This is a genomic window from Pseudomonas sp. S37 (assembly GCF_016658545.1).
Classification (GTDB): Bacteria; Pseudomonadota; Gammaproteobacteria; order Pseudomonadales; family Pseudomonadaceae; genus Aquipseudomonas.
In genome coordinates this window covers 1-24,853 of record NZ_JACVZC010000007.1, presented here as the reverse complement: position 1 = coordinate 24,853, position 24,853 = coordinate 1, and the positions used below count along the sequence as shown (strand labels likewise).

At 57.4% G+C, this 24,853-nt stretch carries 25 protein-coding genes and 4 tRNA genes; all 29 read right to left on the bottom strand.

Annotation, left to right across the window (positions count from 1 at the left end):
* Nucleotides 1-3: 3 nt before the first annotated feature.
* A complete protein-coding gene (gene rpsC, locus IAE39_RS04530; RefSeq protein WP_003255481.1) occupies nucleotides 4-690 on the bottom strand; it encodes a 30S ribosomal protein S3 in 687 nt (228 codons plus the stop codon).
* Nucleotides 691-703: 13 nt separating this feature from the next.
* Nucleotides 704-1,036, bottom strand: coding sequence for a 50S ribosomal protein L22 (rplV, locus tag IAE39_RS04525; RefSeq protein WP_003103908.1), 333 nt, complete (start codon nucleotides 1,034-1,036; stop codon nucleotides 704-706).
* Nucleotides 1,037-1,047: 11 nt separating this feature from the next.
* Complete coding sequence (gene rpsS, locus IAE39_RS04520) at nucleotides 1,048-1,323, bottom strand: 30S ribosomal protein S19 (protein WP_003255482.1); 276 nt, start codon at nucleotides 1,321-1,323, stop codon at nucleotides 1,048-1,050.
* 16 nt (nucleotides 1,324-1,339) lie between these two features.
* Nucleotides 1,340-2,164: a 50S ribosomal protein L2 gene (rplB, locus tag IAE39_RS04515; RefSeq protein WP_008089816.1), complete on the bottom strand. Its 825-nt coding sequence runs from the start codon at nucleotides 2,162-2,164 to the stop codon at nucleotides 1,340-1,342.
* Between the two features lie 14 nt (nucleotides 2,165-2,178).
* Nucleotides 2,179-2,478: a 50S ribosomal protein L23 gene (rplW, locus tag IAE39_RS04510; protein ID WP_003255484.1), complete on the bottom strand. Its 300-nt coding sequence runs from the start codon at nucleotides 2,476-2,478 to the stop codon at nucleotides 2,179-2,181.
* A complete protein-coding gene (gene rplD, locus IAE39_RS04505) occupies nucleotides 2,475-3,077 on the bottom strand; it encodes a 50S ribosomal protein L4 (RefSeq protein WP_003255485.1) in 603 nt (200 codons plus the stop codon). The genes rplW and rplD overlap by 4 nt, the downstream gene beginning before the upstream one ends.
* Before the next feature lie 12 nt (nucleotides 3,078-3,089).
* A complete protein-coding gene (gene rplC / locus IAE39_RS04500) occupies nucleotides 3,090-3,725 on the bottom strand; it encodes a 50S ribosomal protein L3 (protein ID WP_003255486.1) in 636 nt (211 codons plus the stop codon).
* A gap of 80 nt (nucleotides 3,726-3,805) precedes the next feature.
* Nucleotides 3,806-4,117: a 30S ribosomal protein S10 gene (gene rpsJ, locus IAE39_RS04495; protein ID WP_003186070.1), complete on the bottom strand. Its 312-nt coding sequence runs from the start codon at nucleotides 4,115-4,117 to the stop codon at nucleotides 3,806-3,808.
* Nucleotides 4,118-4,258: 141 nt separating this feature from the next.
* Complete coding sequence (tuf, locus tag IAE39_RS04490) at nucleotides 4,259-5,452, bottom strand: elongation factor Tu (RefSeq protein ID WP_003255489.1); 1,194 nt, start codon at nucleotides 5,450-5,452, stop codon at nucleotides 4,259-4,261.
* Nucleotides 5,453-5,479: 27 nt separating this feature from the next.
* Nucleotides 5,480-7,624 carry an elongation factor G gene (fusA, locus tag IAE39_RS04485; RefSeq protein ID WP_201199760.1) on the bottom strand — a complete coding sequence of 715 codons (2,145 nt, stop codon included), beginning with the start codon at nucleotides 7,622-7,624 and terminating at the stop codon, nucleotides 5,480-5,482.
* 30 nt (nucleotides 7,625-7,654) lie between these two features.
* Nucleotides 7,655-8,125: a 30S ribosomal protein S7 gene (gene rpsG, locus IAE39_RS04480; RefSeq protein ID WP_003246741.1), complete on the bottom strand. Its 471-nt coding sequence runs from the start codon at nucleotides 8,123-8,125 to the stop codon at nucleotides 7,655-7,657.
* 106 nt (nucleotides 8,126-8,231) lie between these two features.
* Nucleotides 8,232-8,603 carry a 30S ribosomal protein S12 gene (gene rpsL / locus IAE39_RS04475; protein WP_003255492.1) on the bottom strand — a complete coding sequence of 124 codons (372 nt, stop codon included), beginning with the start codon at nucleotides 8,601-8,603 and terminating at the stop codon, nucleotides 8,232-8,234.
* 211 nt (nucleotides 8,604-8,814) lie between these two features.
* The gene (gene rpoC, locus IAE39_RS04470) at nucleotides 8,815-13,014 is read right to left on the bottom strand and encodes a DNA-directed RNA polymerase subunit beta' (RefSeq protein WP_201199758.1); all 4,200 of its coding nucleotides are present in this window, start codon (nucleotides 13,012-13,014) and stop codon (nucleotides 8,815-8,817) included.
* A 64-nt stretch (nucleotides 13,015-13,078) separates the two neighbouring features.
* Nucleotides 13,079-17,152, bottom strand: coding sequence for a DNA-directed RNA polymerase subunit beta (gene rpoB / locus IAE39_RS04465; protein WP_201199756.1), 4,074 nt, complete (start codon nucleotides 17,150-17,152; stop codon nucleotides 13,079-13,081).
* Nucleotides 17,152-17,322: a hypothetical protein gene (locus tag IAE39_RS04460; protein ID WP_155951450.1), complete on the bottom strand. Its 171-nt coding sequence runs from the start codon at nucleotides 17,320-17,322 to the stop codon at nucleotides 17,152-17,154. Before IAE39_RS04460 ends, rpoB begins: the two co-directional genes overlap by 1 nt.
* A 50-nt stretch (nucleotides 17,323-17,372) precedes the next feature.
* Nucleotides 17,373-17,738 (bottom strand): 50S ribosomal protein L7/L12, encoded by a 366-nt coding sequence (rplL, locus tag IAE39_RS04455; protein WP_003255496.1) that lies wholly within the window; start codon nucleotides 17,736-17,738, stop codon nucleotides 17,373-17,375.
* A gap of 77 nt (nucleotides 17,739-17,815) precedes the next feature.
* A complete protein-coding gene (gene rplJ, locus IAE39_RS04450; protein ID WP_060513244.1) occupies nucleotides 17,816-18,316 on the bottom strand; it encodes a 50S ribosomal protein L10 in 501 nt (166 codons plus the stop codon).
* Between the two features lie 198 nt (nucleotides 18,317-18,514).
* On the bottom strand, nucleotides 18,515-19,210 hold the full coding sequence (gene rplA, locus IAE39_RS04445) for a 50S ribosomal protein L1 (protein WP_016392127.1): 696 nt from the start codon (nucleotides 19,208-19,210) through the stop codon (nucleotides 18,515-18,517).
* On the bottom strand, nucleotides 19,210-19,641 hold the full coding sequence (gene rplK, locus IAE39_RS04440; RefSeq protein WP_003255500.1) for a 50S ribosomal protein L11: 432 nt from the start codon (nucleotides 19,639-19,641) through the stop codon (nucleotides 19,210-19,212). The genes rplA and rplK overlap by 1 nt, the downstream gene beginning before the upstream one ends.
* A 119-nt stretch (nucleotides 19,642-19,760) precedes the next feature.
* On the bottom strand, nucleotides 19,761-20,294 hold the full coding sequence (gene nusG, locus IAE39_RS04435; RefSeq protein ID WP_003255501.1) for a transcription termination/antitermination protein NusG: 534 nt from the start codon (nucleotides 20,292-20,294) through the stop codon (nucleotides 19,761-19,763).
* Nucleotides 20,295-20,303: 9 nt separating this feature from the next.
* Entirely contained in the window at nucleotides 20,304-20,672 is a 369-nt protein-coding gene (secE, locus tag IAE39_RS04430) for a preprotein translocase subunit SecE (RefSeq protein WP_046788137.1), read from the bottom strand.
* A gap of 44 nt (nucleotides 20,673-20,716) precedes the next feature.
* A tRNA-Trp gene (locus IAE39_RS04425) sits at nucleotides 20,717-20,792 on the bottom strand.
* 54 nt (nucleotides 20,793-20,846) lie between these two features.
* Nucleotides 20,847-22,040: an elongation factor Tu gene (gene tuf / locus IAE39_RS04420; protein ID WP_003255489.1), complete on the bottom strand. Its 1,194-nt coding sequence runs from the start codon at nucleotides 22,038-22,040 to the stop codon at nucleotides 20,847-20,849.
* 78 nt (nucleotides 22,041-22,118) lie between these two features.
* Nucleotides 22,119-22,194 (bottom strand) — tRNA-Thr (locus tag IAE39_RS04415).
* A gap of 29 nt (nucleotides 22,195-22,223) precedes the next feature.
* Nucleotides 22,224-22,297, bottom strand: a tRNA-Gly gene (locus IAE39_RS04410).
* Nucleotides 22,298-22,321: 24 nt separating this feature from the next.
* A tRNA-Tyr gene (locus IAE39_RS04405) sits at nucleotides 22,322-22,405 on the bottom strand.
* Between the two features lie 152 nt (nucleotides 22,406-22,557).
* Nucleotides 22,558-22,983 carry a hypothetical protein gene (locus IAE39_RS04400; protein ID WP_201199754.1) on the bottom strand — a complete coding sequence of 142 codons (426 nt, stop codon included), beginning with the start codon at nucleotides 22,981-22,983 and terminating at the stop codon, nucleotides 22,558-22,560.
* A 7-nt stretch (nucleotides 22,984-22,990) separates the two neighbouring features.
* Nucleotides 22,991-23,740 carry a pantothenate kinase gene (locus IAE39_RS04395; protein WP_201199752.1) on the bottom strand — a complete coding sequence of 250 codons (750 nt, stop codon included), beginning with the start codon at nucleotides 23,738-23,740 and terminating at the stop codon, nucleotides 22,991-22,993.
* Nucleotides 23,730-24,689 carry a bifunctional biotin--[acetyl-CoA-carboxylase] ligase/biotin operon repressor BirA gene (gene birA, locus IAE39_RS04390; protein ID WP_201199892.1) on the bottom strand — a complete coding sequence of 320 codons (960 nt, stop codon included), beginning with the start codon at nucleotides 24,687-24,689 and terminating at the stop codon, nucleotides 23,730-23,732. Before birA ends, IAE39_RS04395 begins: the two co-directional genes overlap by 11 nt.
* Between the last annotated feature and the right edge of the window lie 164 nt (nucleotides 24,690-24,853).

Below are 24,853 nucleotides of genomic sequence, written 5' to 3'. Positions count from 1 at the left end.
CCCTTACTTAGCAGCTTTTTTACGAGGCGCTGGTGCTTGTGGTTTCAGTTCTTCTTGGCGACCACCAATAACTTCGCCTTTGAAGATCCAAACCTTCACACCGATCACACCGTAAGTGGTGTGAGCTTCGTAGGTGTTGTAGTCGATATCGGCACGCAGGGTGTGCAGAGGCACACGACCTTCGCGATACCACTCGGTACGAGCAATCTCAGCACCGCCGAGACGACCGCTCACCTGGATCTTGATGCCCTTGGCACCAATACGCATGGCGTTCTGTACGGCGCGCTTCATGGCGCGACGGAACATTACGCGGCGTTCCAGCTGCTGAGCTACGCTCTGCGCAACCAGCATAGCGTCGAGTTCCGGCTTGCGGATCTCTTCGATGTTGATGTGCACAGGCACACCCATCTGCTTGGTCAGGTCCTGACGCAGCTTCTCGACATCTTCACCTTTCTTCCCGATAACGATACCTGGACGAGCGGTGTGGATGGTGATGCGTGCAGTTTGAGCCGGACGATGAATATCGATACGGCTTACGGACGCGCTTTTTAGTTTGTCTTGGAGGTACTCACGCGTTTTCAGATCCTTCAACAGGTAATCTGCGTAAGTAGCACCGTCTGCGTACCAGACGGAGGTGTGCTCCTTGACGATTCCCAGGCGAATGCCAGTGGGATGTACTTTCTGACCCATCTGATCGACTCCGTTACTTGTCCGCAACCTTGACAGTGATATGGCAAGACCGCTTGACGATGCGATCAGCACGGCCTTTGGCACGTGGCATGATGCGCTTCAGCGAACGCCCTTCGTTGACGAAGACGGTGGAGACCTTCAGGTCATCAACGTCTGCGCCTTCGTTGTGTTCGGCGTTGGCTACGGCCGACTCGAGGACTTTCTTCATGATTTCAGCGGCTTTCTTGCTGCTGAAGGCCAACAGGTTGAGCGCTTCGCCCACCTTCTTCCCGCGGATCTGGTCGGCGACCAAGCGGGCTTTCTGGGCGGAGATGCGAGCGCCCGACAACTTAGCGGCTACTTCCATTTCCTTACCCCTTAACGCTTGGCTTTCTTGTCAGCCACGTGCCCGCGATAGGTGCGGGTACCGGCGAACTCGCCCAGTTTGTGGCCGACCATGTCTTCGTTCACGAGAACTGGAACATGCTGGCGACCGTTGTGAACCGCGATGGTCAGACCGACCATTTGTGGCAGGATCATCGAGCGACGCGACCAGGTTTTAACTGGCTTGCGATCGTTCTTCTCCACCGCCACTTCGACCTTCTTCAACAGGTGAAGATCGATAAAAGGACCTTTTTTCAGAGAACGTGGCACTGTCGTATCCCTCTAGTTACTTGCGACGACGGACGATCATGTTGTCGGTACGCTTATTACCACGGGTTTTAGCACCCTTGGTTGGGAAGCCCCATGGCGATACCGGATGACGACCACCGGAGGTACGACCTTCACCACCACCATGTGGGTGGTCAACCGGGTTCATGGCAACGCCACGAACGGTTGGGCGAACGCCGCGCCAGCGTTTGGCACCTGCTTTACCCAGCGAACGCAGGCTGTGCTCGGAGTTCGAGACTTCGCCCAGGGTCGCACGGCACTCAGCCAGTACTTTACGCATTTCACCGGAACGCAGACGCAGAGTCACGTATACGCCGTCACGAGCGATCAGCTGAGCCGAAGCACCAGCGGAACGAGCGATCTGAGCACCTTTACCCGGCTTCAGTTCGACGCCGTGAATGGTGCTACCTACTGGGATGTTGCGCAGCTGCAGGGAGTTACCGGCCTTGATTGGGGCCAGGGCACCCGCGATCAGCTGGTCGCCAGCGCTCACGCCTTTAGGGGCGATGATGTAGCGACGCTCACCGTCTGCGTAGCACAGCAGGGCGATGTGAGCAGTACGGTTTGGATCGTATTCGATACGCTCGACAGTGGCTGGAATGCCATCTTTGTCGTTGCGACGGAAGTCGACCAGACGGTAATGCTGCTTATGACCACCACCAACGTGACGAGTGGTAATGCGGCCATTGTTGTTACGACCACCAGACTTCGATTTCTTCTCGAGCAGCGGTGCGTGAGGAGCGCCTTTGTGCAGCTCCTTGTTGACCACCTTGACCACGAAACGGCGGCCAGGGGAAGTCGGTTTGCATTTAACGATTGCCATGATGCACCCCTTCCTTACTCAGCACTGCTGCTGAAATCGAGATCTTGGCCTGGCTGAAGGGAGACGATCGCCTTCTTCCAGTCATTACGCTTGCCCAGACCACGTGCGGTACGCTTGGTTTTACCCAGAACGTTAACAGTCGACACGTTTTCAACTTTTACGTTGAACAGGCCTTCGACAGCTTTCTTGATTTCCAGCTTGGTTGCATCGGTAGCAACCTTGAATACGAACTGGCCTTTTTTCTCAGCCAGAACGGTAGCCTTCTCGGAAACGTGCGGGCCAAGGAGGACTTTGAATACGCGTTCCTGGTTCATCCCAGCAGCTCCTCGAATTTCTTCACGGCCGAGACAGTGATCAACACTTTCTCGTATGCGATCAGACTGACCGGGTCGGAACCCTGTACGTCACGTACGTCGACGTGCGGCAGGTTACGAGCAGCCAGGTACAGGTTCTGATCAACAGCGTCGGAAACGATCAATACATCGCTCAGACCCATGCCGTTCAGCTTGTTCAGCAGATCTTTGGTTTTCGGTGCTTCAACAGCGAAGTCCTGAACCACGACCAGACGGTCGCTACGCACCAGCTCAGCGAGGATGGAGCGCAGTGCTGCGCGGTACATCTTCTTGTTGAGCTTCTGCGAGTGATCTTGAGGGCGAGCTGCGAAGGTTACACCACCGCCACGCCAGATCGGACCACGAGTGGTACCAGCACGAGCACGGCCAGTACCCTTCTGACGCCATGGGCGCTTACCGCCACCAGCCACGTCGGAACGGGTCTTCTGCTGCTTGGTACCCTGACGGCCGCCGGCCATGTAGGCCACGACTGCTTGGTGAACCAGCGTCTCGTTGAATTCGCCACCGAAAGTCAGTTCGGAAACTTCGATCGCCTGAGCGTCATTTACATTAAGTTGCATGTCAGTTTCCCCTTAACCGCGAGCCTTGACAGCTGGACGTACAACCACGTCGCCGCCAGTAGCGCCAGGTACGGCACCCTTGATCAGCAGCAGGTTGCGTTCAGCGTCTACGCGAACTACTTCCAGGGACTGAACAGTCACGCGCTCGGCGCCCATGTGACCGGACATTTTCTTGCCCTTGAACACACGACCAGGAGTCTGGCACTGGCCGATGGAACCAGGAACACGGTGCGACACGGAGTTACCGTGGGTGTTGTCCTGACCACGGAAGTTCCAGCGCTTGATGGTACCGGCGAAGCCTTTACCTTTGGACTGACCAGTAACGTCAACCAGCTGGCCTGCAGTGAAGAGTTCAGCTTTGATCAGATCGCCAGCCTGGAAATCGCCTTCTTCAAGACGGAACTCCCAAACACCGCGACCAGCGGCAACGTTAGCCTTGGCGAAGTGGCCTGCCTGAGCGGCAGTCACACGCGAAGCACGACGCTCGCCGACAGTGACTTGCACTGCACGGTAGCCATCGGTTTCTTCAGTTTTGAACTGGGTGACGCGATTCGGCTCGATCTCAATGACCGTGACCGGAATGGAGACACCTTCTTCGGTGAAAATGCGGGTCATACCGCACTTGCGACCGATTACACCAATAGTCATGTTGTAAACCTCATGAGTGTACGGGGCTTTCACCCGCTATGGCCGCCCATTTCAGAGCGTTACACGACTAGACCGAAGTCTTAGCCGAGGCTGATCTGTACTTCCACACCTGCCGCCAGATCAAGCTTCATCAGCGCATCAACGGTTTTATCCGTTGGCTGGACGATGTCCAGGACACGCTTATGAGTGCGAATCTCGTACTGGTCACGCGCGTCTTTGTTGACGTGCGGGGAGACCAGAACGGTGAAACGCTCTTTGCGGGTAGGCAGTGGAATTGGACCACGCACTTGTGCACCAGTACGTTTCGCGGTTTCCACGATTTCCTGGGTGGATTGGTCGATCAGGCGATGGTCGAAAGCCTTCAACCTGATACGGATTTGCTGATTTTGCATTGGATTTCAGACTCCAGGCTGTTCCCAACGGACGCACTACGCCCGCTAAAAGGAGGCGTGATTCTATAGACGCCCCCATTTAGTGTCAACCCAATAAAAAAAACCCCCGCTGAGCGGGGGTTTTTTCAATCGGTCGAGTGATTACTCGATGATTTTGGCTACGACGCCGGCGCCGACGGTACGACCGCCTTCACGGATAGCGAAGCGCAGACCGTCTTCCATTGCGATGGTCTTGATCAGGGTAACAGTCATCTGAATGTTGTCACCTGGCATTACCATTTCAACGCCTTCCGGCAGTTCGCAGTTACCGGTCACGTCAGTGGTACGGAAGTAGAACTGTGGACGGTAGCCTTTGAAGAACGGAGTGTGACGACCGCCTTCTTCCTTCGACAGAACGTAGACTTCTGCGGTGAACTTGGTGTGCGGCTTGACCGAACCTGGCTTGACCAGAACCTGGCCACGCTCAACGTCGTCACGCTTGGTACCACGCAGCAGAACGCCGCAGTTCTCGCCAGCACGACCTTCGTCCAGCAGCTTGCGGAACATCTCAACACCGGTGCAGGTGGTGGTGGTGGTGTCACGCAGACCAACGATTTCCAGCGGATCCTGAACGCGGACGATACCACGCTCGATACGGCCGGTAACAACGGTACCACGACCCGAGATCGAGAATACGTCTTCGATCGGCATCAGGAACGGCTGGTCGATGGCACGAACTGGCTCAGGAATGTAGCTGTCCAGAGTCTCTACCAGCTTCTTGACAGCGGTAGTGCCCATTTCGTTGTCGTCTTTGCCTTCCAGGGCCATACGAGCGGAACCGATGATGATCGGAGTGTCGTCGCCTGGGAAGTCATAGGTGGACAGCAGGTCGCGAACTTCCATCTCGACCAGTTCCAGCAGCTCAGCGTCGTCTACCAGGTCAGCCTTGTTCAGGAAGACCACGATGTACGGAACGCCAACCTGACGGGACAGCAGGATGTGCTCACGGGTTTGTGGCATCGGACCATCGGCGGCCGAGCAAACCAGGATCGCGCCGTCCATCTGGGCAGCACCGGTGATCATGTTCTTCACGTAGTCAGCGTGACCTGGGCAGTCAACGTGAGCGTAGTGACGAATGGTCGAGTTGTACTCAACGTGAGCGGTGTTGATGGTGATACCGCGCGCTTTTTCTTCCGGAGCCGAGTCGATCTTGTCGAACTCAACGATTGCCGAACCGAAAACTTCGGAGCAAACGCGAGTCAGAGCTGCGGTCAGAGTGGTCTTACCGTGGTCAACGTGGCCGATAGTGCCGACGTTAACGTGGGGAAGGGAACGATCAAATTTTTCTTTAGCCACGACAGTGAACCTCTTGCCTAAAGGGGATTAGCCTTGTTTTTTAACGAGTGCTTCGACGATGTTCGACGGAGCTTCGGCGTATTTGGAGAATTCCATGGAGTAGCTTGCGCGACCCTGAGACATGGAACGAACGTCGGTTGCGTAACCGAACATCTCTCCGAGCGGAACTTCAGCGCGGACGACACGGCCAGAGACCGATTCATCCATACCCTGTACCAGACCACGACGACGGTTCAGGTCACCCATCACGTCACCCAGGTAGTCTTCCGGGGTTACAACTTCGACCTTCATGATCGGCTCGAGCACCACGCCGCCGCCCTTGGTGGCCAGCTGCTTGGTTGCCATCGAAGCGGCGATCTTGAACGCCATTTCGTTGGAGTCGACATCGTGGTACGAACCGTCGAATACCGTGGCCTTCAGGCCGATCAGAGGATAGCCGGCAACAACGCCGTTCTTCATCTGCTCTTCGATACCCTTCTGGATCGGGGCAATGAATTCCTTCGGAATCACGCCACCAACAACTTCGTTGGTGAATACCAGACCTTCGGTGATGTTGCCCTTCGCGTCGACTTCTGGCTCCGAGAAGCGGATCCAGCAGTGACCGAACTGACCACGACCACCCGACTGGCGAACGAACTTGCCTTCGATCTCGACGCCGGACTTGGTGATCTTCTCGCGGTACGAAACCTGCGGCTTGCCGATGTTGGCCTCGACGTTGAATTCGCGCTTCATGCGGTCAACGAGGATGTCCAGGTGCAGCTCACCCATACCCGAGATGATGGTCTGACCAGTCTCTTCGTCGGTCTTGACGCGGAACGACGGGTCTTCCTGAGCCAGCTTGCCCAGTGCGATACCCATCTTCTCCTGGTCAGCCTTGGTTTTCGGCTCAACGGAGAGCGAGATTACCGGCTCTGGGAAGTCCATGCGCTCGAGGATGATTGGCTTGTCGGCGTTGCACAGGGTTTCGCCTGTGGTCACGTCTTTCATGCCGATCAGAGCCGCGATGTCGCCAGCGCGAACTTCTTTGATCTCTTCACGCTGGTTGGCGTGCATCTGCACCATACGGCCAACGCGCTCTTTCTTGCCTTTGACCGAGTTGATGACCGAGTCACCGGAGTTCAGAACGCCCGAGTAGACGCGAACGAAGGTCAGAGTACCTACGAACGGGTCGGTTGCGATCTTGAACGCCAGAGCCGAGAACGGCTCGTCGTCGTCGGCATGACGCACGTCCTTGCGAACGGCCGGATCTTCTTTGTCCAGATCCTTGTCGTCCGGGTTAATACCCTGGATTGCAGGGATCTCGGTCGGCGCAGGCAGGAAGTCGATGACGGCGTCGAGAACCAGGGGAACGCCCTTGTTCTTGAACGACGAACCGCAGACAGCCGGAACGATCTCGCTGGCCAGGGTGCGCGCACGCAGACCTGCCTTGATCTCTTCGACGGTCAGCTCACCTTCTTCAAGGTACTTGTTCATCAGCTCTTCGCTGGCTTCGGCAGCAGCTTCCACCATGTTCGAGCGCCATTCTTCAGCCAGCTCGAGCATGTCCGCAGGAATTTCTTCCTCGCGGTAGGTGGTGCCTTTGTCGTCGTCGTTCCAGTAGATAGCCTTCATCTTGATCAGATCGACCTGACCCTGGAAGTTATCTTCCGAACCGATGGCCAGCTGAACAGGAACCGGGGTGTGACCCAGACGATTCTTGATCTGACCTACGACGCGCAGGAAGTTTGCACCGGCACGGTCCATCTTGTTCACGTAGACAACACGTGGAACACCGTACTTGTTGGCTTGACGCCATACGGTTTCGGACTGCGGCTCAACGCCGGAGGTACCGCAGAACACAACGACCGCGCCGTCGAGTACACGCAGCGAACGTTCTACTTCAATGGTGAAGTCAACGTGGCCGGGGGTATCGATGACGTTTACGCGGTAGTTGTCGTACTGACCACGGGAACCTTTCCAGAAGGTGGTAACGGCAGCGGAGGTAATGGTAATACCCCGCTCCTGCTCCTGCACCATCCAGTCGGTGGTCGCGGCGCCGTCATGCACCTCGCCCATCTTGTGGCTCAGACCTGTGTAGAACAGGATCCGCTCGGTAGTGGTGGTCTTGCCCGCGTCAACGTGGGCACAGATACCAATGTTACGGTAGCGGTTAATTGCTGTAGTACGAGCCATAAAGCCCTCGCAAAATGATTGATGCTTGAATTAGAAGCGGTAGTGCGAGAACGCTTTGTTGGCTTCAGCCATACGGTGAACGTCTTCACGCTTCTTGACTGCAGCACCTTTGCCCTCGGCAGCATCCAGCAGTTCACCGGCCAGGCGCAGGGCCATCGACTTCTCGCCGCGCTTGCGGGCGTAGTCTACGAGCCAGCGCATTGCCAGAGCGTTACGACGGGATGGACGAACTTCAACCGGAACCTGGTAAGTGGCACCGCCTACACGGCGGGACTTAACTTCGACCAGCGGAGCGATGGCGTCGAGAGCTTTCTCGAAGATTTCCAGGGGGTCGCTGTTCTTGCGTGCTTTGACGGTATCCAGGGCACCGTAAACGATGCGCTCGGCTACGGCCTTCTTGCCGCTTTCCATCACGTGGTTCATGAACTTGGCGAGGATTTGGGATCCGTATTTAGGATCGTCCAGAATCTCACGTTTTGCTGCTACACGACGTCTTGGCATGATAAGCCCTCAAACGGTCTTCAGGTTAGCCCGGGACGTGGGTCTTCGACCCCTGCCCGACCTTACTCTTATCGACTCAAAAAAATGGATGTCTGCAAACGGCCGATTACTTCGGACGCTTGGTACCGTACTTCGAACGACCCTGGTTACGGCCTTTAACGCCCGAAGTATCCAGAGAGCCGCGAACGGTGTGGTAACGAACACCTGGCAAGTCTTTTACACGGCCGCCACGGATCAGGACGACGCTGTGCTCTTGCAGGTTGTGGCCTTCACCACCGATGTACGAGGAAACCTCGAAACCGTTGGTCAGACGCACACGGCATACTTTACGCAGTGCCGAGTTAGGTTTTTTCGGCGTGGTGGTGTACACACGGGTGCACACGCCACGACGTTGCGGGCAGTTCTGCAGCGCAGGAACGTCGGACTTTTCGACCGAACGCTTACGCGGCTGACGTACCAGCTGGTTGATAGTTGCCATCTACTAGCTCCACTGATTGTCTTGCGACTCTATTGTCTTGCAAGAAAGCCAAAAATTGGCGAGACGGAGCCTCACCAAATTTAAGGGTACAAAAGTCTACGGAGGATCTTGCACCCAGTCAAGACGAGGCCCCGGCCCTCCTCGCCCGATCATCGGCAACATTTTATGTCGCCGATGGCCGTTCGAGGCTTGCCGGGGCCCTGCCCTGTACTTAGTTACCGCTGGAGTTCAGCGCTTCGGTCAGTGCGGCTTCCACCTCACTGGCGCTTACACGCAGCGGTTTGTCGGCATCACGGCGACGCTTGCGCTCGCTGTGGTAGGCCAGACCGGTACCGGCCGGGATCAGACGACCCACGACCACGTTCTCTTTCAGGCCGCGCAGGTAGTCGCGCTTGCCGGTTACCGCCGCTTCGGTCAATACGCGGGTGGTTTCCTGGAAGGAAGCCGCGGAGATGAACGATTCGGTCGACAGCGAGGCCTTGGTGATACCCAGCAGCACACGGGTGAACTTGGAGATGAACTTGTCTTCCCCAGCCAGGCGCTCGTTTTCCATCAGCACCTGGGTCAGTTCCATCTGGTCGCCCTTGATGAAGCTGGAGTCACCCGACTCGGCGATCTCGACCTTGCGCAGCATCTGACGCAGGATGGTCTCGATGTGCTTGTCGTTGATCTTCACGCCTTGCAGACGGTAAACGTCCTGGATCTCGTTGACGATGTACTTCGCCAGCGCGCTCACACCCAGCAAACGCAGGATGTCGTGCGGATCGCTCGGGCCGTCGGAGATAACTTCACCGCGGTTTACCTGCTCACCTTCGAAGACGTTCAGGTGGCGCCACTTCGGAATCAGCTCTTCGTACGGATCGCTACCGTCGGTCGGAGTGATGACCAGGCGACGCTTGCCCTTGGTTTCTTTACCGAATGCGATGGTGCCGCTGACTTCAGCCAGAATCGAGGCTTCTTTCGGACGACGCGCTTCGAACAAGTCGGCAACGCGCGGCAGACCACCGGTGATGTCGCGGGTCTTCGACGTTTCTTGCGGGATACGCGCGATAACGTCACCAACACCGATCTGGGCACCGTCGGCAACACCAACAAGGGCGTTGGCCGGCAGGAAGTACTGGGCAGGTACGTCGGTACCTGGCAGGTACAGGTCCTTGCCAGCGGCGTCGACCATCTTGATTGCCGGACGGATTTCCTTGCCAGCGGCAGGGCGATCCTTGACGTCCAGTACTTCAATGTTGGTCAAGCCGGTCAGCTCATCGGTCTGACGCTTGATGGTGATGTTTTCTTCCATGCCCACGAAGGTCACGGTACCTTTCAGTTCGGTAACGATCGGGTGGGTGTGCGGGTCCCACTTGGCGACGATGGCGCCAGCTTCGACCTTTTCACCTTCCTTGACCGAAATCACCGCACCGTAAGGCAGCTTGTAACGCTCACGCTCACGACCGAATTCGTCGGCAATGGCCAACTCACCGGAACGCGATACGGCAACCAGGTTACCGTCGGCACGCTCAACCTGCTTCAGGTTATGTAGACGCACCATACCGCCATTCTTCACCTGGACGCTGTCGGCAGCCGAAGTACGGCTTGCAGCACCACCGATGTGGAACGTACGCATGGTCAGCTGGGTACCCGGCTCACCGATCGACTGTGCAGCGATAACGCCGACAGCTTCACCAATGTTCACCTGGTGACCACGAGCCAGGTCGCGACCGTAGCACTTGGCGCAGATACCGAAGCGGGTTTCGCAGTTGATCGGCGAACGCACGATCACTTCGTCGATGCTGTTCAGCTCGATGAACTCGACCCACTGCTCGTCAACCAGGGTACCGGCCGGAACGATGACGTCCTCGGTGCCTGGCTTGAACACGTCACGGGCGATGACACGGCCCAGTACACGCTCACCCAGCGGCTCTACAACGTCGCCGCCTTCAATGTGCGGCGTCATCAGCAGGCCGTGGTCGGTGCCACAGTCGATCTCGGTAACTACCAGATCCTGGGCAACGTCTACCAGACGACGGGTCAGGTAACCAGAGTTAGCGGTCTTCAGTGCGGTATCCGCCAGACCCTTACGAGCACCGTGAGTCGAGATGAAGTACTGAAGTACGCTCAAACCTTCACGGAAGTTCGCGGTGATCGGCGTCTCGATGATCGAGCCGTCCGGCTTGGCCATCAGGCCACGCATACCGGCCAGCTGACGGATCTGTGCTGCGGAACCCCGCGCACCCGAGTCGGCCATCATGTACATCGAGTTGAAGGACTCTTGCTCGACTTCCTTGCCCTCGCGGTCGATGACCTTCTCTTTCGAGAGGTTGGCCATCATCGCCTTGGACACTTCGTCGTTCGCCTTCGACCACAAGTCGATGACCTTGTTGTACTTCTCGCCCTGGGTTACCAGGCCGGAGGCGTACTGGCTCTCGATTTCCTTCACTTCGTCGGTAGCGTTACCGATGATGCGGGCTTTCTCGTCCGGGATAACGAAGTCGTTAACACCGATGGAAACGCCAGAAATGGTCGAGTAAGCGAAACCGGTGTACATCAGCTGGTCAGCGAAGATAACGGTCTCTTTCAGACCAACCACGCGGTAGCACTGGTTGATCAGCTTGGAGATCGCCTTTTTCTTCATCGGCTGGTTGACCACGTCGTACGGCAGGCCTGCCGGTACAACCTGGAACAGCAGCGCACGGCCGACGGTGGTGTCGACGATGCGGGTATTCTTGACCACCGAACCATCACGCTCTTTCACGGTTTCGTTGATACGAACCTTGATTTTCGCGTGCAGGGCAGCTTCGCCGGCGCGGAATACGCGGTCGACTTCCTGCAGGTCGGCAAATACGCGACCTTCGCCCTTGGCGTTGATGGCTTCACGGGTCATGTAGTACAGACCCAGTACAACGTCCTGCGAAGGAACGATGATTGGCTCACCGTTGGCTGGCGACAGGATGTTGTTGGTCGACATCATCAGCGCACGTGCTTCGAGCTGGGCTTCCAGGGTCAGCGGCACGTGAACAGCCATCTGGTCACCGTCGAAGTCGGCGTTGTACGCGGCGCAGACCAGCGGGTGCAGCTGGATAGCCTTACCTTCGATCAGTACCGGTTCAAACGCCTGGATACCCAGACGGTGCAGGGTCGGTGCACGGTTGAGCAGCACGGGGTGTTCGCGAATCACTTCGGCGAGAACGTCCCACACCTCTGGCAGTTCGCGCTCGACCATCTTCTTGGCAGCCTTGATGGTGGTCGCCAGACCACGCATTTCCAGCTTGCCGAAAATGAACGGCTTGAACAGCTCGAGGGCCATTTTCTTCGGCAGACCGCACTGGTGCAGACGCAGGGTCGGGCCTACGGTAATTACCGAACGGCCGGAGTAGTCCACACGCTTACCGAGCAAGTTCTGACGGAAGCGACCTTGCTTACCTTTGATCATGTCAGCCAGGGACTTCAGCGGACGCTTGTTCGAGCCAGTGATGGCGCGACCGCGACGGCCGTTGTCCAGCAGGGCGTCGACCGCTTCCTGCAGCATGCGCTTTTCGTTGCGCACGATGATGTCCGGGGCCGACAGATCCAGCAGGCGCTTCAGACGGTTGTTACGGTTGATCACCCGACGATACAGGTCGTTCAGGTCGGAGGTCGCGAAGCGGCCGCCATCCAGCGGTACCAGCGGACGCAGGTCCGGCGGCAGTACTGGCAGGACGGTCAGGACCATCCACTCAGGCAGGTTGCCCGAGCCCTGGAAAGCTTCCATCAGCTTCAGGCGCTTGGACAGCTTCTTGATCTTGGTTTCCGAGTTGGTCTGCGGAATTTCTTCGCGCAGGCGGCCGATCTCGTGCTCCAGGTCGATAGCGTGCAGCAGCTCGCGAACAGCCTCGGCACCCATGCGGGCGTCGAAGTCGTCACCGAACTCTTCCAGCGCTTCGAAGTACTGCTCGTCGTTCAGCAACTGGCCCTTTTCCAGGGTGGTCATGCCCGGGTCGATAACGACATAGCTCTCGAAGTAGAGCACGCGCTCGATATCACGCAGGGTCATGTCCATCAGCAGGCCGATACGGGACGGCAGCGACTTCAGGAACCAGATGTGGGCAACCGGCGAGGCCAGTTCGATGTGCGCCATGCGCTCACGACGAACCTTGGCCAGGGCAACTTCAACGCCGCACTTCTCGCAGATTACGCCGCGGTGCTTGAGGCGCTTGTACTTGCCGCACAGGCACTCGTAGTCCTTGACTGGGCCAAAGATCTTGGCGCAGAACAGGCCGTCACGCTCAGGCTTGAACGTACGGTAGTTGATGGTTTCCGGCTTCTTAACTTCACCGAACGACCACGAACGGATCATTTCAGGCGACGCCAGACCGATGCGGATGGCGTCGAACTCTTCGACTTGACCCTGGTTTTTCAGCAAATTCAGTAGGTCTTTCAAGGCCTTTCCTCCTGGCGGAGCAGGGAGCGGGCATTACCTGCCCCACTCCCCTTCGCGTCACGTGTTATTCGGTTTCCAGATCGATATCGATACCGAGCGAACGGATCTCTTTGATCAACACGTTGAAGGACTCGGGCATGCCCGGCTCCATACGGTGATCGCCATCCACGATGTTCTTGTACATCTTGGTACGGCCGTTCACGTCGTCCGACTTCACTGTGAGCATTTCTTGCAGGGTGTATGCCGCGCCGTATGCTTCCAGCGCCCACACTTCCATCTCCCCGAAACGCTGACCACCGAACTGCGCCTTACCACCCAGCGGTTGCTGGGTAACCAGGCTGTAAGAACCAGTGGAACGCGCGTGCATCTTGTCGTCCACCAAGTGGTTCAGCTTGAGCATGTACATGTAACCAACGGTCACAGGACGCTCGAACTTGTTGCCGGTACGACCATCGAACAGCACCATCTGGCCGCTTTCTGGCAGGTCTGCCAGTTTCAGCATGGCCTTGATCTCGCGCTCTTTGGCACCGTCGAAGACCGGAGTAGCCATTGGCACGCCTTTCTTCAGGTTGTGGGCCAGAGCCAGGATCTCTGCGTCGGTGAACTCTTCGAGGTTTTCCTGACGACCGCCGATCTCGTTGTAGACCTCGGTCAGGAACACACGCAGTTCAGCCGCTTTGCGCTGCTCTTCGAGCATGCGGTCGATCTTCTCGCCCAGGCCCTTGGCCGCCAGGCCCAGGTGGGTTTCGAGGATCTGACCAACGTTCATACGCGAAGGTACGCCCAGCGGGTTCAGTACGACGTCGACCGGAGTACCGTTGGCATCGTGCGGCATGTCTTCAACCGGCATGATGACCGAGACAACACCTTTGTTACCGTGACGGCCGGCCATCTTGTCACCCGGCTGGATGCGACGGCGGATTGCCAGGTAAACCTTGACGATCTTCAGTACGCCCGGTGCCAGGTCATCGCCCTGCTGCAGCTTGCGTTTCTTGTCTTCGAACTTGTCGTCCAGCAGACGGCGACGGTCGACGATGTACTGCTGAGCCTTTTCCAGCTGCTCGTTCAGTGCATCTTCAGCCATGCGCAGTTTGAACCACTGGCCGTGCTCCAGACCGTCCAGCACTTCGTCAGTGACCACGGTGCCTTTCTTCAGGCCCGCGCCACCGTCGACCACCTGGCCGTTCAGGGCAGAACGCAGACGTTCGAAGGTTGCACCTTCAACGATACGGAACTCTTCGTTGAGATCCTTGCGAATCTCGTCCAGCTGCATCTTCTCGATGGCCAGGGCGCGGCTGTCGCGCTCGACGCCATCACGGGTGAAGACCTGTACGTCGATGACAGTACCCTTGGTGCCGGTTGGCACGCGCAGGGAGGTGTCCTTAACGTCGCTGGCCTTCTCACCGAAGATTGCGCGCAGCAGTTTTTCTTCCGGCGTCAGCTGGGTTTCGCCTTTTGGCGTGACCTTGCCGACCAGGATGTCGCCAGCGCCGACTTCAGCACCTACGTAGACAATACCAGCCTCGTCCAGCTTGTTCAGTGCGGCTTCACCCACGTTCGGGATGTCCGCAGTGATTTCCTCTGGGCCAAGCTTGGTGTCACGCGCCACACAGGTCAGTTCCTGAATGTGGATAGTGGTGAAGCGGTCTTCCTGAACCACACGCTCGGACAGGCAGATGGAGTCTTCGAAGTTGAAGCCGTTCCACGCCATGAACGCGATGCGCATGTTCTGACCCAGCGCCAGTTCACCCATGTCGGTGGACGGGCCGTCGGCCATGATGTCGCTACGCTGAACCTTGTCACCCTTGCTAACCAGCGGACGCTGGTTGATGCAAGTGTTCTGGTTAGAACGGGTGTACTTGGTCAGGTTGTAGATATCCACACCTGCTTCGCCGGTTTCGACTTCGTCGTCATTGACGCGAACGACGATACGGCTGGCGTCGACCGAGTCGATCACACCACCACGGCGAGCAACCACGCAGACACCGGAGTCACGGGCAACGTTGCGCTCCATGCCGGTACCTACCAGCGGCTTGTCGGCACGCAGGGTTGGTACAGCCTGACGCTGCATGTTCGAACCCATCAATGCGCGGTTGGCGTCGTCGTGCTCGAGGAACGGAATCAGCGAGGCGGCAACGGAAACAACCTGCTTCGGCGAAACGTCCATCAGGGTGACGTCTTCCGGCGCCTTGACGGTGAATTCGTTCAGGTGACGAACTGCTACCAGCTCATCGATCAGCTGCTTCTTCTCGTTCATCGCGGCCGAAGCCTGGGCGATGACGTGATCCGCTTCTTCGATGGCCGACAAGAATACGATGTCGTCGCTGACCACGCCTTCCTTCACCACGCGGTACGGGCTTTCCAGGAAGCCGTACTGGTTGGTGCGGGCATAGGCTGCCAGGGAGTTGATCAGACCGATGTTCGGACCTTCAGGGGTCTCGATCGGGCACACACGGCCGTAGTGGGTCGGGTGTACGTCACGGACTTCGAAGCCGGCACGCTCACGGGTCAGACCGCCAGGGCCGAGTGCAGAGACGCGGCGCTTGTGGGTGATCTCGGAGAGCGGGTTGTTCTGGTCCATGAACTGAGACAGCTGGCTGGAACCGAAGAACTCTTTCACCGCCGCCGCAACCGGCTTGGCGTTGATCAGGTCTTGCGGCATCAGGCCTTCGCTTTCCGCCATCGACAGACGTTCCTTGACCGCGCGCTCAACACGCACCAGGCCAACGCGGAACTGGTTCTCGGCCATCTCGCCGACGCAACGTACGCGACGGTTACCCAGGTGGTCGATGTCGTCGACGATGCCTTTGCCGTTACGGATATCGACCAGGGTCTTCAGAACCTCGACGATGTCTTCCTTGCTCAGCACGCCCGAACCCTCGATCTCGGTACGACCGATACGACGGTTGAACTTCATGCGGCCAACGGCGGACAGGTCGTAACGCTCGGCGCTGAAGAACAGGTTGTTGAACAGGGTCTCGGCAGCATCCTTGGTCGGCGGCTCGCCTGGACGCATCATGCGGTAGATCTCGACCAGGGCTTCCAGCTGGTTGCTGGTGGTGTCGATCTTCAGGGTATCGGAGATGAACGGACCGCAGTCGATGTCGTTGGTGTACAGGGTCTCGATACGGACAACCTGTGCCTTGGCGACCTTGATCAGCAGTTCGGTGGTCATCTCGGTGTTGCATTCGGCGAGGATCTCACCGGTAGCCGGATGCACGATAGCCTTGGCGGTGGTACGGCCCAGGACGTATTCCATAGGAACGTCCAGTTGCTTGACCCCGGCCTTCTCGAGCTGGTTGATGTGGCGCGCGGTAATACGGCGGCCTTGCTCGACGATGACTTTGCCGGTTTCGTCATGGATGTCCATGACGGCAACTTCACCACGCAGACGCTGCGGCACCAGTTCCAGGCTGAGTTTTTCGCCGGAAATGTGGAACACGTTGGTGGTGTAGAAGGTGTTCAGCACTTCTTCAGTGCTGTAGCCCAGGGCGCGCAGCAGCACCGAGGCCGGCAGTTTGCGGCGACGGTCGATACGCACGAACACGCAGTCTTTCGGGTCGAACTCGAAGTCCAGCCAGGAACCGCGGTAAGGGATGATGCGAGCGGAGTACAGCAGCTTGCCGGAGCTGTGGGTCTTGCCACGGTCGTGGTCGAAGAACACACCAGGCGAACGGTGCAGCTGGGAAACGATCACACGCTCGGTACCGTTGATTACGAAGGTACCGTTCTCAGTCATCAGGGGGATTTCACCCATGTAGACTTCTTGCTCTTTGATGTCCTTGATCGCTTTGTTCGACGATTCCTTGTCGAAGATGATCAGGCGCACCTTGACCCGCAGTGGTACCGCGAAGGTCACGCCACGCAGGACACATTCCTTCACATCGAAGGCGGGTTCGCCCAGGCGATAGCCTACGTACTCCAGGGCAGCATTGCCGGAGTAGCTGATGATCGGGAATACCGATTTGAAGGCCGCGTGCAGGCCGACGTCGCGGAAGTTATCCTTGGATGCTCCCGCTTGCAGGAATTCGCGATACGAATCCAGCTGGATGGCCAGGAGGTAAGGCACATCCATGACGTCCGGCAACTTGCTAAAGTCCTTGCGGATACGTTTTTTCTCAGTGTATGAGTAAGCCATCAGCGTTCCCCAGCTTGGTCACCTGCTTGTTTGGCTTCTCCCGGCGGGAGCAGCCAGAAAATCGTGCAAACCCCTTGGTTTGCGCCACCCACATGGGTGTCTTGCAGCTCGTTATCGGGGCCGATCTGATCGGCCACCAATAACGGAAAAAGGCCGGTGGCATAAGCCACCAGCCATCAGCCTTTTGCTCAACGCTCAGGCTGGCATCGCAAGGTCGAGATTACTTCAGCTCGACTTTAGCGCCTGCTTCTTCCAGCTTCTTCTTAGCGTCTTCAGCGGCTTCTTTCGAAACGCCTTCAGCTACAACCTGAGGAGCGCCGTCGACTTTCTCTTTGGCTTCTTTCAGGCCCAGACCGGTCAGTTCGCGAACGGCTTTGATCACGTTCACTTTCTTGTCGCCGGCTTCAACCAGAACAACGTTGAACTCGGTCTGCTCTTCAACAACGGCAGCAGCAGCAGCTGGGCCAGCAGCGGCAACAGCAGCGGTAACGCCGAAGGTTTCTTCCATAGCTTTGATCAGCTCAACAACTTCCAGAACGGTTTTCTGGCCGATTGCTTCGATGATTTGTTCGTTAGTCAGAGACATGACTTAAATCCTGTATTGGGGTGACAGCCTACGCAGCCATCAAATTAAACGTATGATTTTGAAAGAATTCGCGTGCCTTAGGCAGCGGTAGCTTCTTTCTGGTCGCGAATGGCTGCCAGAGTACGAGCCAGCTTGCTGGTGGCGCCTTGAATCACGCTCATCAGTCGTGCAATAGCTTCGTCGCGGGTCGGCAGGGAAGCCAACACGTCGATCTGGTTCGCTGCAATCAGATTGCCGTCAAATGCGGCTGCCTTGATCTCGAACTTGTCCTGACCCTTGGCGAACTCTTTGAACAGACGAGCAGCAGCGCCCGGGTGTTCGTTGGAGAAAGCAATCAGGGTCGGGCCTTTGAACGCGTCGTTGAGGATCGAGAATTCGGTGCCTTCAACAGCGCGCTTGAGCAGGGTGTTACGTACGACACGTACGTAAACGCCAGCTTCGCGGGCCTCTTTACGGAGTCCGGTCATTGCGCTTACAGTCACACCACGGGCATCGGCCACGACAGCGGACAGAGCGACTTTGGCAGCCTCGTTGACTTCAGCGACGATGGCCTTCTTGTCTTCGAGTTTAATTGCCACGGGTTTACTCCTGGTTTTTACCGTTTCATCTGGCCGAAGCCGGATGTCGTTTTGGTGTCTGATTCGGTAAACGAATCGGGAGCACCATCTGCGTGGGCTGGAGTTTTAAGGCTTGCGCCGCCTACGGTCTTGGATAGCCCCCGCCAGGCAGGGACCCCAATTTTTGCTGGTGGCGCGACACGTCGCGCCACCATGTTCTTACACGTTCAGCGAGCTCTGATCGATGACCAGACCTGGGCCCATGGTGGTGCTCAGGGTAACGCGCTTGACGTAGATACCTTTCGAGGAAGCTGGCTTGATACGCTTCAGGTCAGCGATCAGGGCTTCAACGTTTTCCTTCAGCTTGCCGGCTTCGAAGCCGACCTTGCCAACGGAGGTATGGATAATACCGTTTTTGTCGGTACGGTAGCGAACCTGACCAGCCTTGGCGTTTTTCACGGCAGTGGCTACGTCTGGGCTCACGGTACCCACTTTCGGGTTAGGCATCAGGCCACGAGGACCCAGAACCTGACCCAGTTGACCTACAACGCGCATGGCATCAGGCGATGCGATGACGACGTCATAGTTCAGGTCGCCGGCTTTCATTTCGGCAGCCAGGTCGTCCATACCTACGCGGTCAGCGCCGGCAGCCAGAGCAGCTTCAGCAGCTGGGCCCTGGGTGAAGACAGCAACGCGAACGGTCTTGCCAGTGCCGTGTGGCAGCACGGTAGCGCTACGTACGACCTGGTCGGATTTACGCGGGTCAACACCGAGGTTAACAGCGATGTCGTAGGACTCGACGAACTTGGCAGCAGGCAGCGAGGCCAGCAGAGTTGCCGCTTCTTCGAAGTTGTAGGCCTTGCCTGCTTCGATTTTCTCGGCGATTGCCTTTTGGCGCTTGGTCAGCTTAGCCATTACACACCCTCCACGTTCAGGCCCATGCTGCGGGCAGAGCCAGCGATGGTGCGTACAGCAGCGTCCAGGTCAGCGGCAGTCAGGTCAGCCTGTTTGGCTTTCGCGATGTCTTCCAGCTGAGCACGGGTAACGGTACCGACTTTAACGGTGTTCGGACGAGCCGAACCACTGGTCAGGCCAGCAGCTTTCTTCAGCAGAACCGAGGCAGGGGTGCTCTTGGTCTCGAAGGTGAAGCTACGGTCGCTGTAGACAGTGATGATCACAGGAGTCGGCAGGCCGGCTTCTTGACCCTGGGTACGGGCGTTGAAGGCCTTGCAGAATTCCATGATGTTCACACCATGTTGACCCAGTGCTGGACCAACGGGTGGGCTTGGGTTGGCCTGGCCGGCCTTAACTTGCAGCTTGATGTAAGCCTGAATCTTCTTAGCCATGAGCTACTCCAAAATCGGGTACGAACGCCTGATGGCTCCCCGGATGACTTGCGTTTTATCCCAGTGACGACAAAACCCCGCAGCACACAGGGCTGCGGGGTATGGGATGCGTTGTCCGCCTAGACCTTTTCGACCTGGCTGAACTCGAGCTCCACCGGAGTAGAGCGACCGAAAATGAGCACCGCAACCTGCAGGCGGCTCTTTTCGTAGTTAACCTCTTCGACACTACCATTGAAGTCAGCGAACGGACCATCAATGACTCGAACCACTTCACCTGGCTCGAACAGCGTCTTCGGCTTCGGCTTGTCACTGCCGTCGGCAACGCGACGCAGGATAGCTTCAGCTTCTTTATCAGTGATTGGCGCAGGCTTGTCTGCGGTACCACCAATAAAGCCCATCACACGAGGGGTGTCCTTGACCAAGTGCCAAGTCCCTTCGTTCATCTCCATCTGGACCAGTACATAGCCAGGGAAGAATTTGCGCTCACTCTTGCGCTTCTGGCCATTGCGCATTTCGACGACTTCTTCGGTCGGGACCAGGATCTCGCCGAAACCGTCTTCCATGCCAGCCAGCTTGACGCGCTCAATCAGGGAGCGCATTACATGCTTCTCGTAACCCGAGTAAGCATGCACAACATACCAACGCTTAGCCACGGGACACCTTTAGCCAACGATCAAGGAGACCGCCCAGCCGAGCAGGGAATCGAGACCCCACAACAGCAGTGCCATAACCAGCACGACAGCCACGACAATCAGCGTGGTCTGGGTGGTTTCCTGGCGGGTCGGCCACACGACTTTACGAATCTCGGTACGAGCTTCCTTCGCCAACGCAAAGAACGACTTACCCTTCGCAGTCTGCAGAGCTACAAAGCCTGCGACAGCAGCCAGGGCGAGAAGTGCGAGAACGCGATACAGGATTGGGGAAGCGGAGTAATATTGATTACCCACAACACCAATTACCACCAAAGCCACTACAGCCAGCCACTTGAACAGATCAAAACGCGATTCTTGGGCTTCAGTTTTGGGGGTCATCGAGGAGGATCCTGTAAGAAGAAAGCCATCACACCGAGGTGAAATGGCAGGTCAGGAGGGAATCGAACCCCCAACCTACGGTTTTGGAGACCGTCGCTCTGCCAATTGAGCTACTGACCTGTAACGCTGTATCAGGCCGGCCATTATACCGGCCTGATCAAGTAAATCAACTACTTATTCAATAATTTTTGCTACGACGCCGGCGCCGACGGTACGACCACCTTCACGGATAGCGAAGCGCAGACCGTCTTCCATTGCGATGGTCTTGATCAGGGTAACAGTCATCTGAATGTTGTCACCTGGCATTACCATTTCAACGCCTTCCGGCAGTTCGCAGTTACCGGTCACGTCAGTGGTACGGAAGTAGAACTGTGGACGGTAGCCTTTGAAGAACGGAGTGTGACGACCGCCTTCTTCCTTCGACAGAACGTAGACTTCTGCGGTGAACTTGGTGTGCGGCTTGACCGAACCTGGCTTGACCAGAACCTGGCCACGCTCAACGTCGTCACGCTTGGTACCACGCAGCAGAACGCCGCAGTTCTCGCCAGCACGACCTTCGTCCAGCAGCTTGCGGAACATCTCAACACCGGTGCAGGTGGTGGTGGTGGTGTCACGCAGACCAACGATTTCCAGCGGATCCTGAACGCGGACGATACCACGTTCGATACGGCCGGTAACAACGGTACCACGACCCGAGATCGAGAATACGTCTTCGATCGGCATCAGGAACGGCTGATCGATGGCACGAACCGGCTCAGGAATGTAGCTGTCCAGAGTCTCTACCAGCTTCTTGACAGCGGTAGTGCCCATTTCGTTGTCGTCTTTGCCTTCCAGGGCCATACGAGCGGAACCGATGATGATCGGAGTGTCGTCGCCTGGGAAGTCGTAGGTGGACAGCAGGTCGCGAACTTCCATCTCGACCAGTTCCAGCAGCTCAGCGTCGTCTACCAGGTCAGCCTTGTTCAGGAAGACCACGATGTACGGAACGCCAACCTGACGGGACAGCAGGATGTGCTCACGGGTTTGTGGCATCGGACCATCGGCGGCCGAGCAAACCAGGATCGCGCCGTCCATCTGGGCAGCACCGGTGATCATGTTCTTCACGTAGTCAGCGTGACCTGGGCAGTCAACGTGAGCGTAGTGACGAATGGTCGAGTTGTACTCAACGTGAGCGGTGTTGATGGTGATACCGCGCGCTTTTTCTTCCGGAGCCGAGTCGATCTTGTCGAACTCAACGATTGCCGAACCGAAAACTTCGGAGCAAACGCGAGTCAGAGCTGCGGTCAGAGTGGTCTTACCGTGGTCAACGTGGCCGATAGTGCCGACGTTAACGTGGGGAAGGGAACGATCAAACTTTTCCTTAGCCATCGATACAATCCTCCGCAGAAGAAATAGTCTTGCGCTGATAAAACAAAGGCAGATATTTTCATATCTGCCTTGTTTGTATGGAGCTCTTGAGCGGATTTGAACCGCTGACCTCACCCTTACCAAGGGTGTGCTCTACCAACTGAGCTACAAGAGCGAAACACTTTGTGCAAAATCCAGCAAACTTGGAGCGGGTAGCGGGAATCGAACCCGCATCATCAGCTTGGAAGGCTGAGGTTCTACCACTAAACTATACCCGCGGAGCTTGCGGCTCTCGCTAAAACTGGTGGAGGGAGAAGGATTCGAACCTTCGAAGCTCTCGCAACGGATTTACAGTCCGTCCCCTTTGGCCGCTCGGGAATCCCTCCAGATGTGGCCGGCATTCTATGTGTCTGCCGTCCTAGTGTCAAGCGTTTTTTCAAATTTTTTCAATCAAATCTGAAACTTAGCTGCTTTGACACCGCTTCTGGTTCTGCCACCTGAGTGGTGTTCCCTGTGAAGCGGGCGCCATTCTATCAAGCTATTCGCCAGTTGCAATACCCTGGCAGAAAATAATTTTATGTTTTAAGTCTTTGAAATCATTGGAAAGAGCCGAGATCACCGTTTGGTCCAGTAAACGCTCGCTTTCCGGGGCAACCTTGAGCCAGCGGCCATCAGCCCCAGGCAGCTGCCCCGCCACCGGGAAAGTAGCGATATCCAGGCTCAGCAGGCGCTGGCGCAGCGCTTCGAGCTGTTCCTGCGCCATTGCACCACCGATTACCAGGCATTCGTCCCGACGCTTGGGCGGCGCCGACACACCGGTTTCACGCAACAGCCGGATTTCTTGCTGACTCCCCTTGTACAGCGACAATGGGGCGACTTCCTTGACCTTCAGCGGGGCTTCCTGCTGATGCCACACGTAATAAAAGACGTTGAGCACCAGTAACAGCAGAAACAACCAACGCATAGGCACCTCAATCCAATGGACAGGCCATGGCCAGGCCAACAAAAACCAGATCAGGCACAACACGCGCCTGTGGCACGGCCTCCTTCACCAGCGGAGCATCGCCACCAGTGAGGAACACCGTGAAGTCCTCCCCCCACAATGCACGCGCCTGTTCGAGCTGGGTGCGCGCAAAACCCTGGAGCATCAACACGCAGCCGCGCTCTACCGCTTCGACGGTCGAGCGACCCGGTGACAGACTCGTCAGTGCGCGCTCGGCGGAGGCGTCGTCATAGCGGATACGCCGTGTGTGCGTGCGCAGCTGGCTACGCATCAACGGCATACCAGGGCAGATGTAGCCTCCAAGGTGTTCGCCGTCCGCAGCAACAAAGTCCGCTTTTGCGGCAGTGCCCAAATCAATGACCAGGCACGCGCCCTTGGCCAAACGAAATGCGCCCAACGCAGCCAGCCAACGATCCATACCGAGGCGCTGATAATCGTCATAGCCATTGCGCACACCCGCCATATCCCGGGCTGGGTGCGCCACTCGCGCCTGCACGGCAAATGCTTGGCAAATTACGGCGCAAAGCGCGTCGGTTTCCTCTTCGCTACGCACACTGACAATGCGACAGCCCGTGAGGCGTACCGAAGCGAGCGCCTCCACCTCGGCAACCAGTGCCTGGTCGGAATCGACGATCCCGCCACCTTCAATCACCGCATCAGCGACATGGATTACCCGCCACTTGATGAAGCTGTTACCGCAATCGAGCTCAAGAATCATCACGCAACCTCAAACTGAGCTCACCACCGCTGAAGCTCTTCTCCACTCCGTCCACCTCAAGGCGCAAGCCGCCCTGCCCGTCGACGCCAAGAACCACACCATCGATACGTGTATTGCCGGCAACCAGCGATACATTACGCCCTTGCCAAAGATGCGCCTGTTCCCACTCCTCCTGGAATGCGGCAAAGCCGTAGCGACGATGGCGCGCCAGCTCGTGCTGCAGCTGCTGGCTGAGCGACGCTACCAGCTGGTTGCGATCAATTGCCGCACCCATTTCACGCCGCATCGAGGTCCATTGTTGGTCGACCTGATCGTTTACCTGCATGTTCACATTGATACCGACGCCTAGCACTACGTGACAGACATCGGCCGGATCACCCACAAGCTCCAGGAGAATGCCGGTGATTTTCTGCCCGCGAACCAGCACATCATTAGGCCACTTGAGCCCCACATCCTTTACACCGAATGCCTGCAAAGTGCGCATTACCGACAAACCCACAACCAGGCTCAAGCCTTCGAGCTGGCGCATGCCGCCATCAACGCGCAGCACCAGGCTGTAATAGAGGTTTTCGGCAAATGGGCTTACCCATTGCCGACCACGCCGACCACGGCCAGCGCTCTGGCGCTCGGCCAGAACCAGGAATGGCGCAGCCTGCCCTTCACCGGCAAGACGCAAACCTTCGGCGTTGGTGGAGTCGATGGTTTCGTGGATGAACACCGGCCACTGCTCGCCCTCGGCAAACCCGGCAATTGCCTGCGCCTCAAGCAAGGCCAGCGGCGCCGCCAATTGATAGCCGCGCCCGCGAACCTTGTGAATGGTGAGGTTCAGCTCACTTTCCAGATGCTGCAGCTGCTTCCAAACGGCGCTGCGACTCACCCCCAGGGCTGCCCCCAGGGCTTCTCCGGAATGGAACCGGCCATCCTTGAGGAGATTCAACAACTTCAGCATGCCAGTCTCGACTTGGAATAAGGCAGGCATGATAGCCATGGGCTGGGGGCTTGCATAGGAAAAGGGCCGAATACCGGCAGGGTGGTACCACGTTCCCTGTGGGAGCGGGCGCGCCCGCGAAGCAGGCGACGCGGTGTATGGCACCGGCTTTGCCGGTGTTCGCG

Bases quoted from the DNA above. Each gene is read 5' to 3' on its own strand.
- rplB (WP_008089816.1), bottom strand. From the start codon at position 2,164: ATGGCAATCGTTAAATGCAAACCGACTTCCCCTGGCCGCCGTTTCGTG.
- rpsC (WP_003255481.1), bottom strand. From the start codon at position 690: ATGGGTCAGAAAGTACATCCCACTGGCATTCGCCTGGGAATCGTCAAG.
- rplW (WP_003255484.1), bottom strand. From the start codon at position 2,478: ATGAACCAGGAACGCGTATTCAAAGTCCTCCTTGGCCCGCACGTTTCC.
- tuf (WP_003255489.1), bottom strand. From the start codon at position 22,040: ATGGCTAAGGAAAAGTTTGATCGTTCCCTTCCCCACGTTAACGTCGGC.
- rplL (WP_003255496.1), bottom strand. From the start codon at position 17,738: ATGTCTCTGACTAACGAACAAATCATCGAAGCAATCGGCCAGAAAACC.
- rplA (WP_016392127.1), bottom strand. From the start codon at position 19,210: ATGGCTAAGCTGACCAAGCGCCAAAAGGCAATCGCCGAGAAAATCGAA.
- rpsJ (WP_003186070.1), bottom strand. From the start codon at position 4,117: ATGCAAAATCAGCAAATCCGTATCAGGTTGAAGGCTTTCGACCATCGC.
- IAE39_RS04395 (WP_201199752.1), bottom strand. From the start codon at position 23,740: ATGATTCTTGAGCTCGATTGCGGTAACAGCTTCATCAAGTGGCGGGTA.
- birA (WP_201199892.1), bottom strand. From the start codon at position 24,689: ATGCTGAAGTTGTTGAATCTCCTCAAGGATGGCCGGTTCCATTCCGGA.
- rpsL (WP_003255492.1), bottom strand. From the start codon at position 8,603: ATGGCAACTATCAACCAGCTGGTACGTCAGCCGCGTAAGCGTTCGGTC.
- rplC (WP_003255486.1), bottom strand. From the start codon at position 3,725: ATGACTATTGGTGTAATCGGTCGCAAGTGCGGTATGACCCGCATTTTC.
- IAE39_RS04400 (WP_201199754.1), bottom strand. From the start codon at position 22,983: ATGCGTTGGTTGTTTCTGCTGTTACTGGTGCTCAACGTCTTTTATTAC.
- secE (WP_046788137.1), bottom strand. From the start codon at position 20,672: ATGACCCCCAAAACTGAAGCCCAAGAATCGCGTTTTGATCTGTTCAAG.
- rpoB (WP_201199756.1), bottom strand. From the start codon at position 17,152: ATGGCTTACTCATACACTGAGAAAAAACGTATCCGCAAGGACTTTAGC.
- rplD (WP_003255485.1), bottom strand. From the start codon at position 3,077: ATGCAACTTAATGTAAATGACGCTCAGGCGATCGAAGTTTCCGAACTG.
- rplK (WP_003255500.1), bottom strand. From the start codon at position 19,641: ATGGCTAAGAAGATTCAGGCTTACATCAAGCTGCAAGTTAAGGCCGGC.
- rpsG (WP_003246741.1), bottom strand. From the start codon at position 8,125: ATGCCAAGACGTCGTGTAGCAGCAAAACGTGAGATTCTGGACGATCCT.
- fusA (WP_201199760.1), bottom strand. From the start codon at position 7,624: ATGGCTCGTACTACAGCAATTAACCGCTACCGTAACATTGGTATCTGT.
- rplV (WP_003103908.1), bottom strand. From the start codon at position 1,036: ATGGAAGTAGCCGCTAAGTTGTCGGGCGCTCGCATCTCCGCCCAGAAA.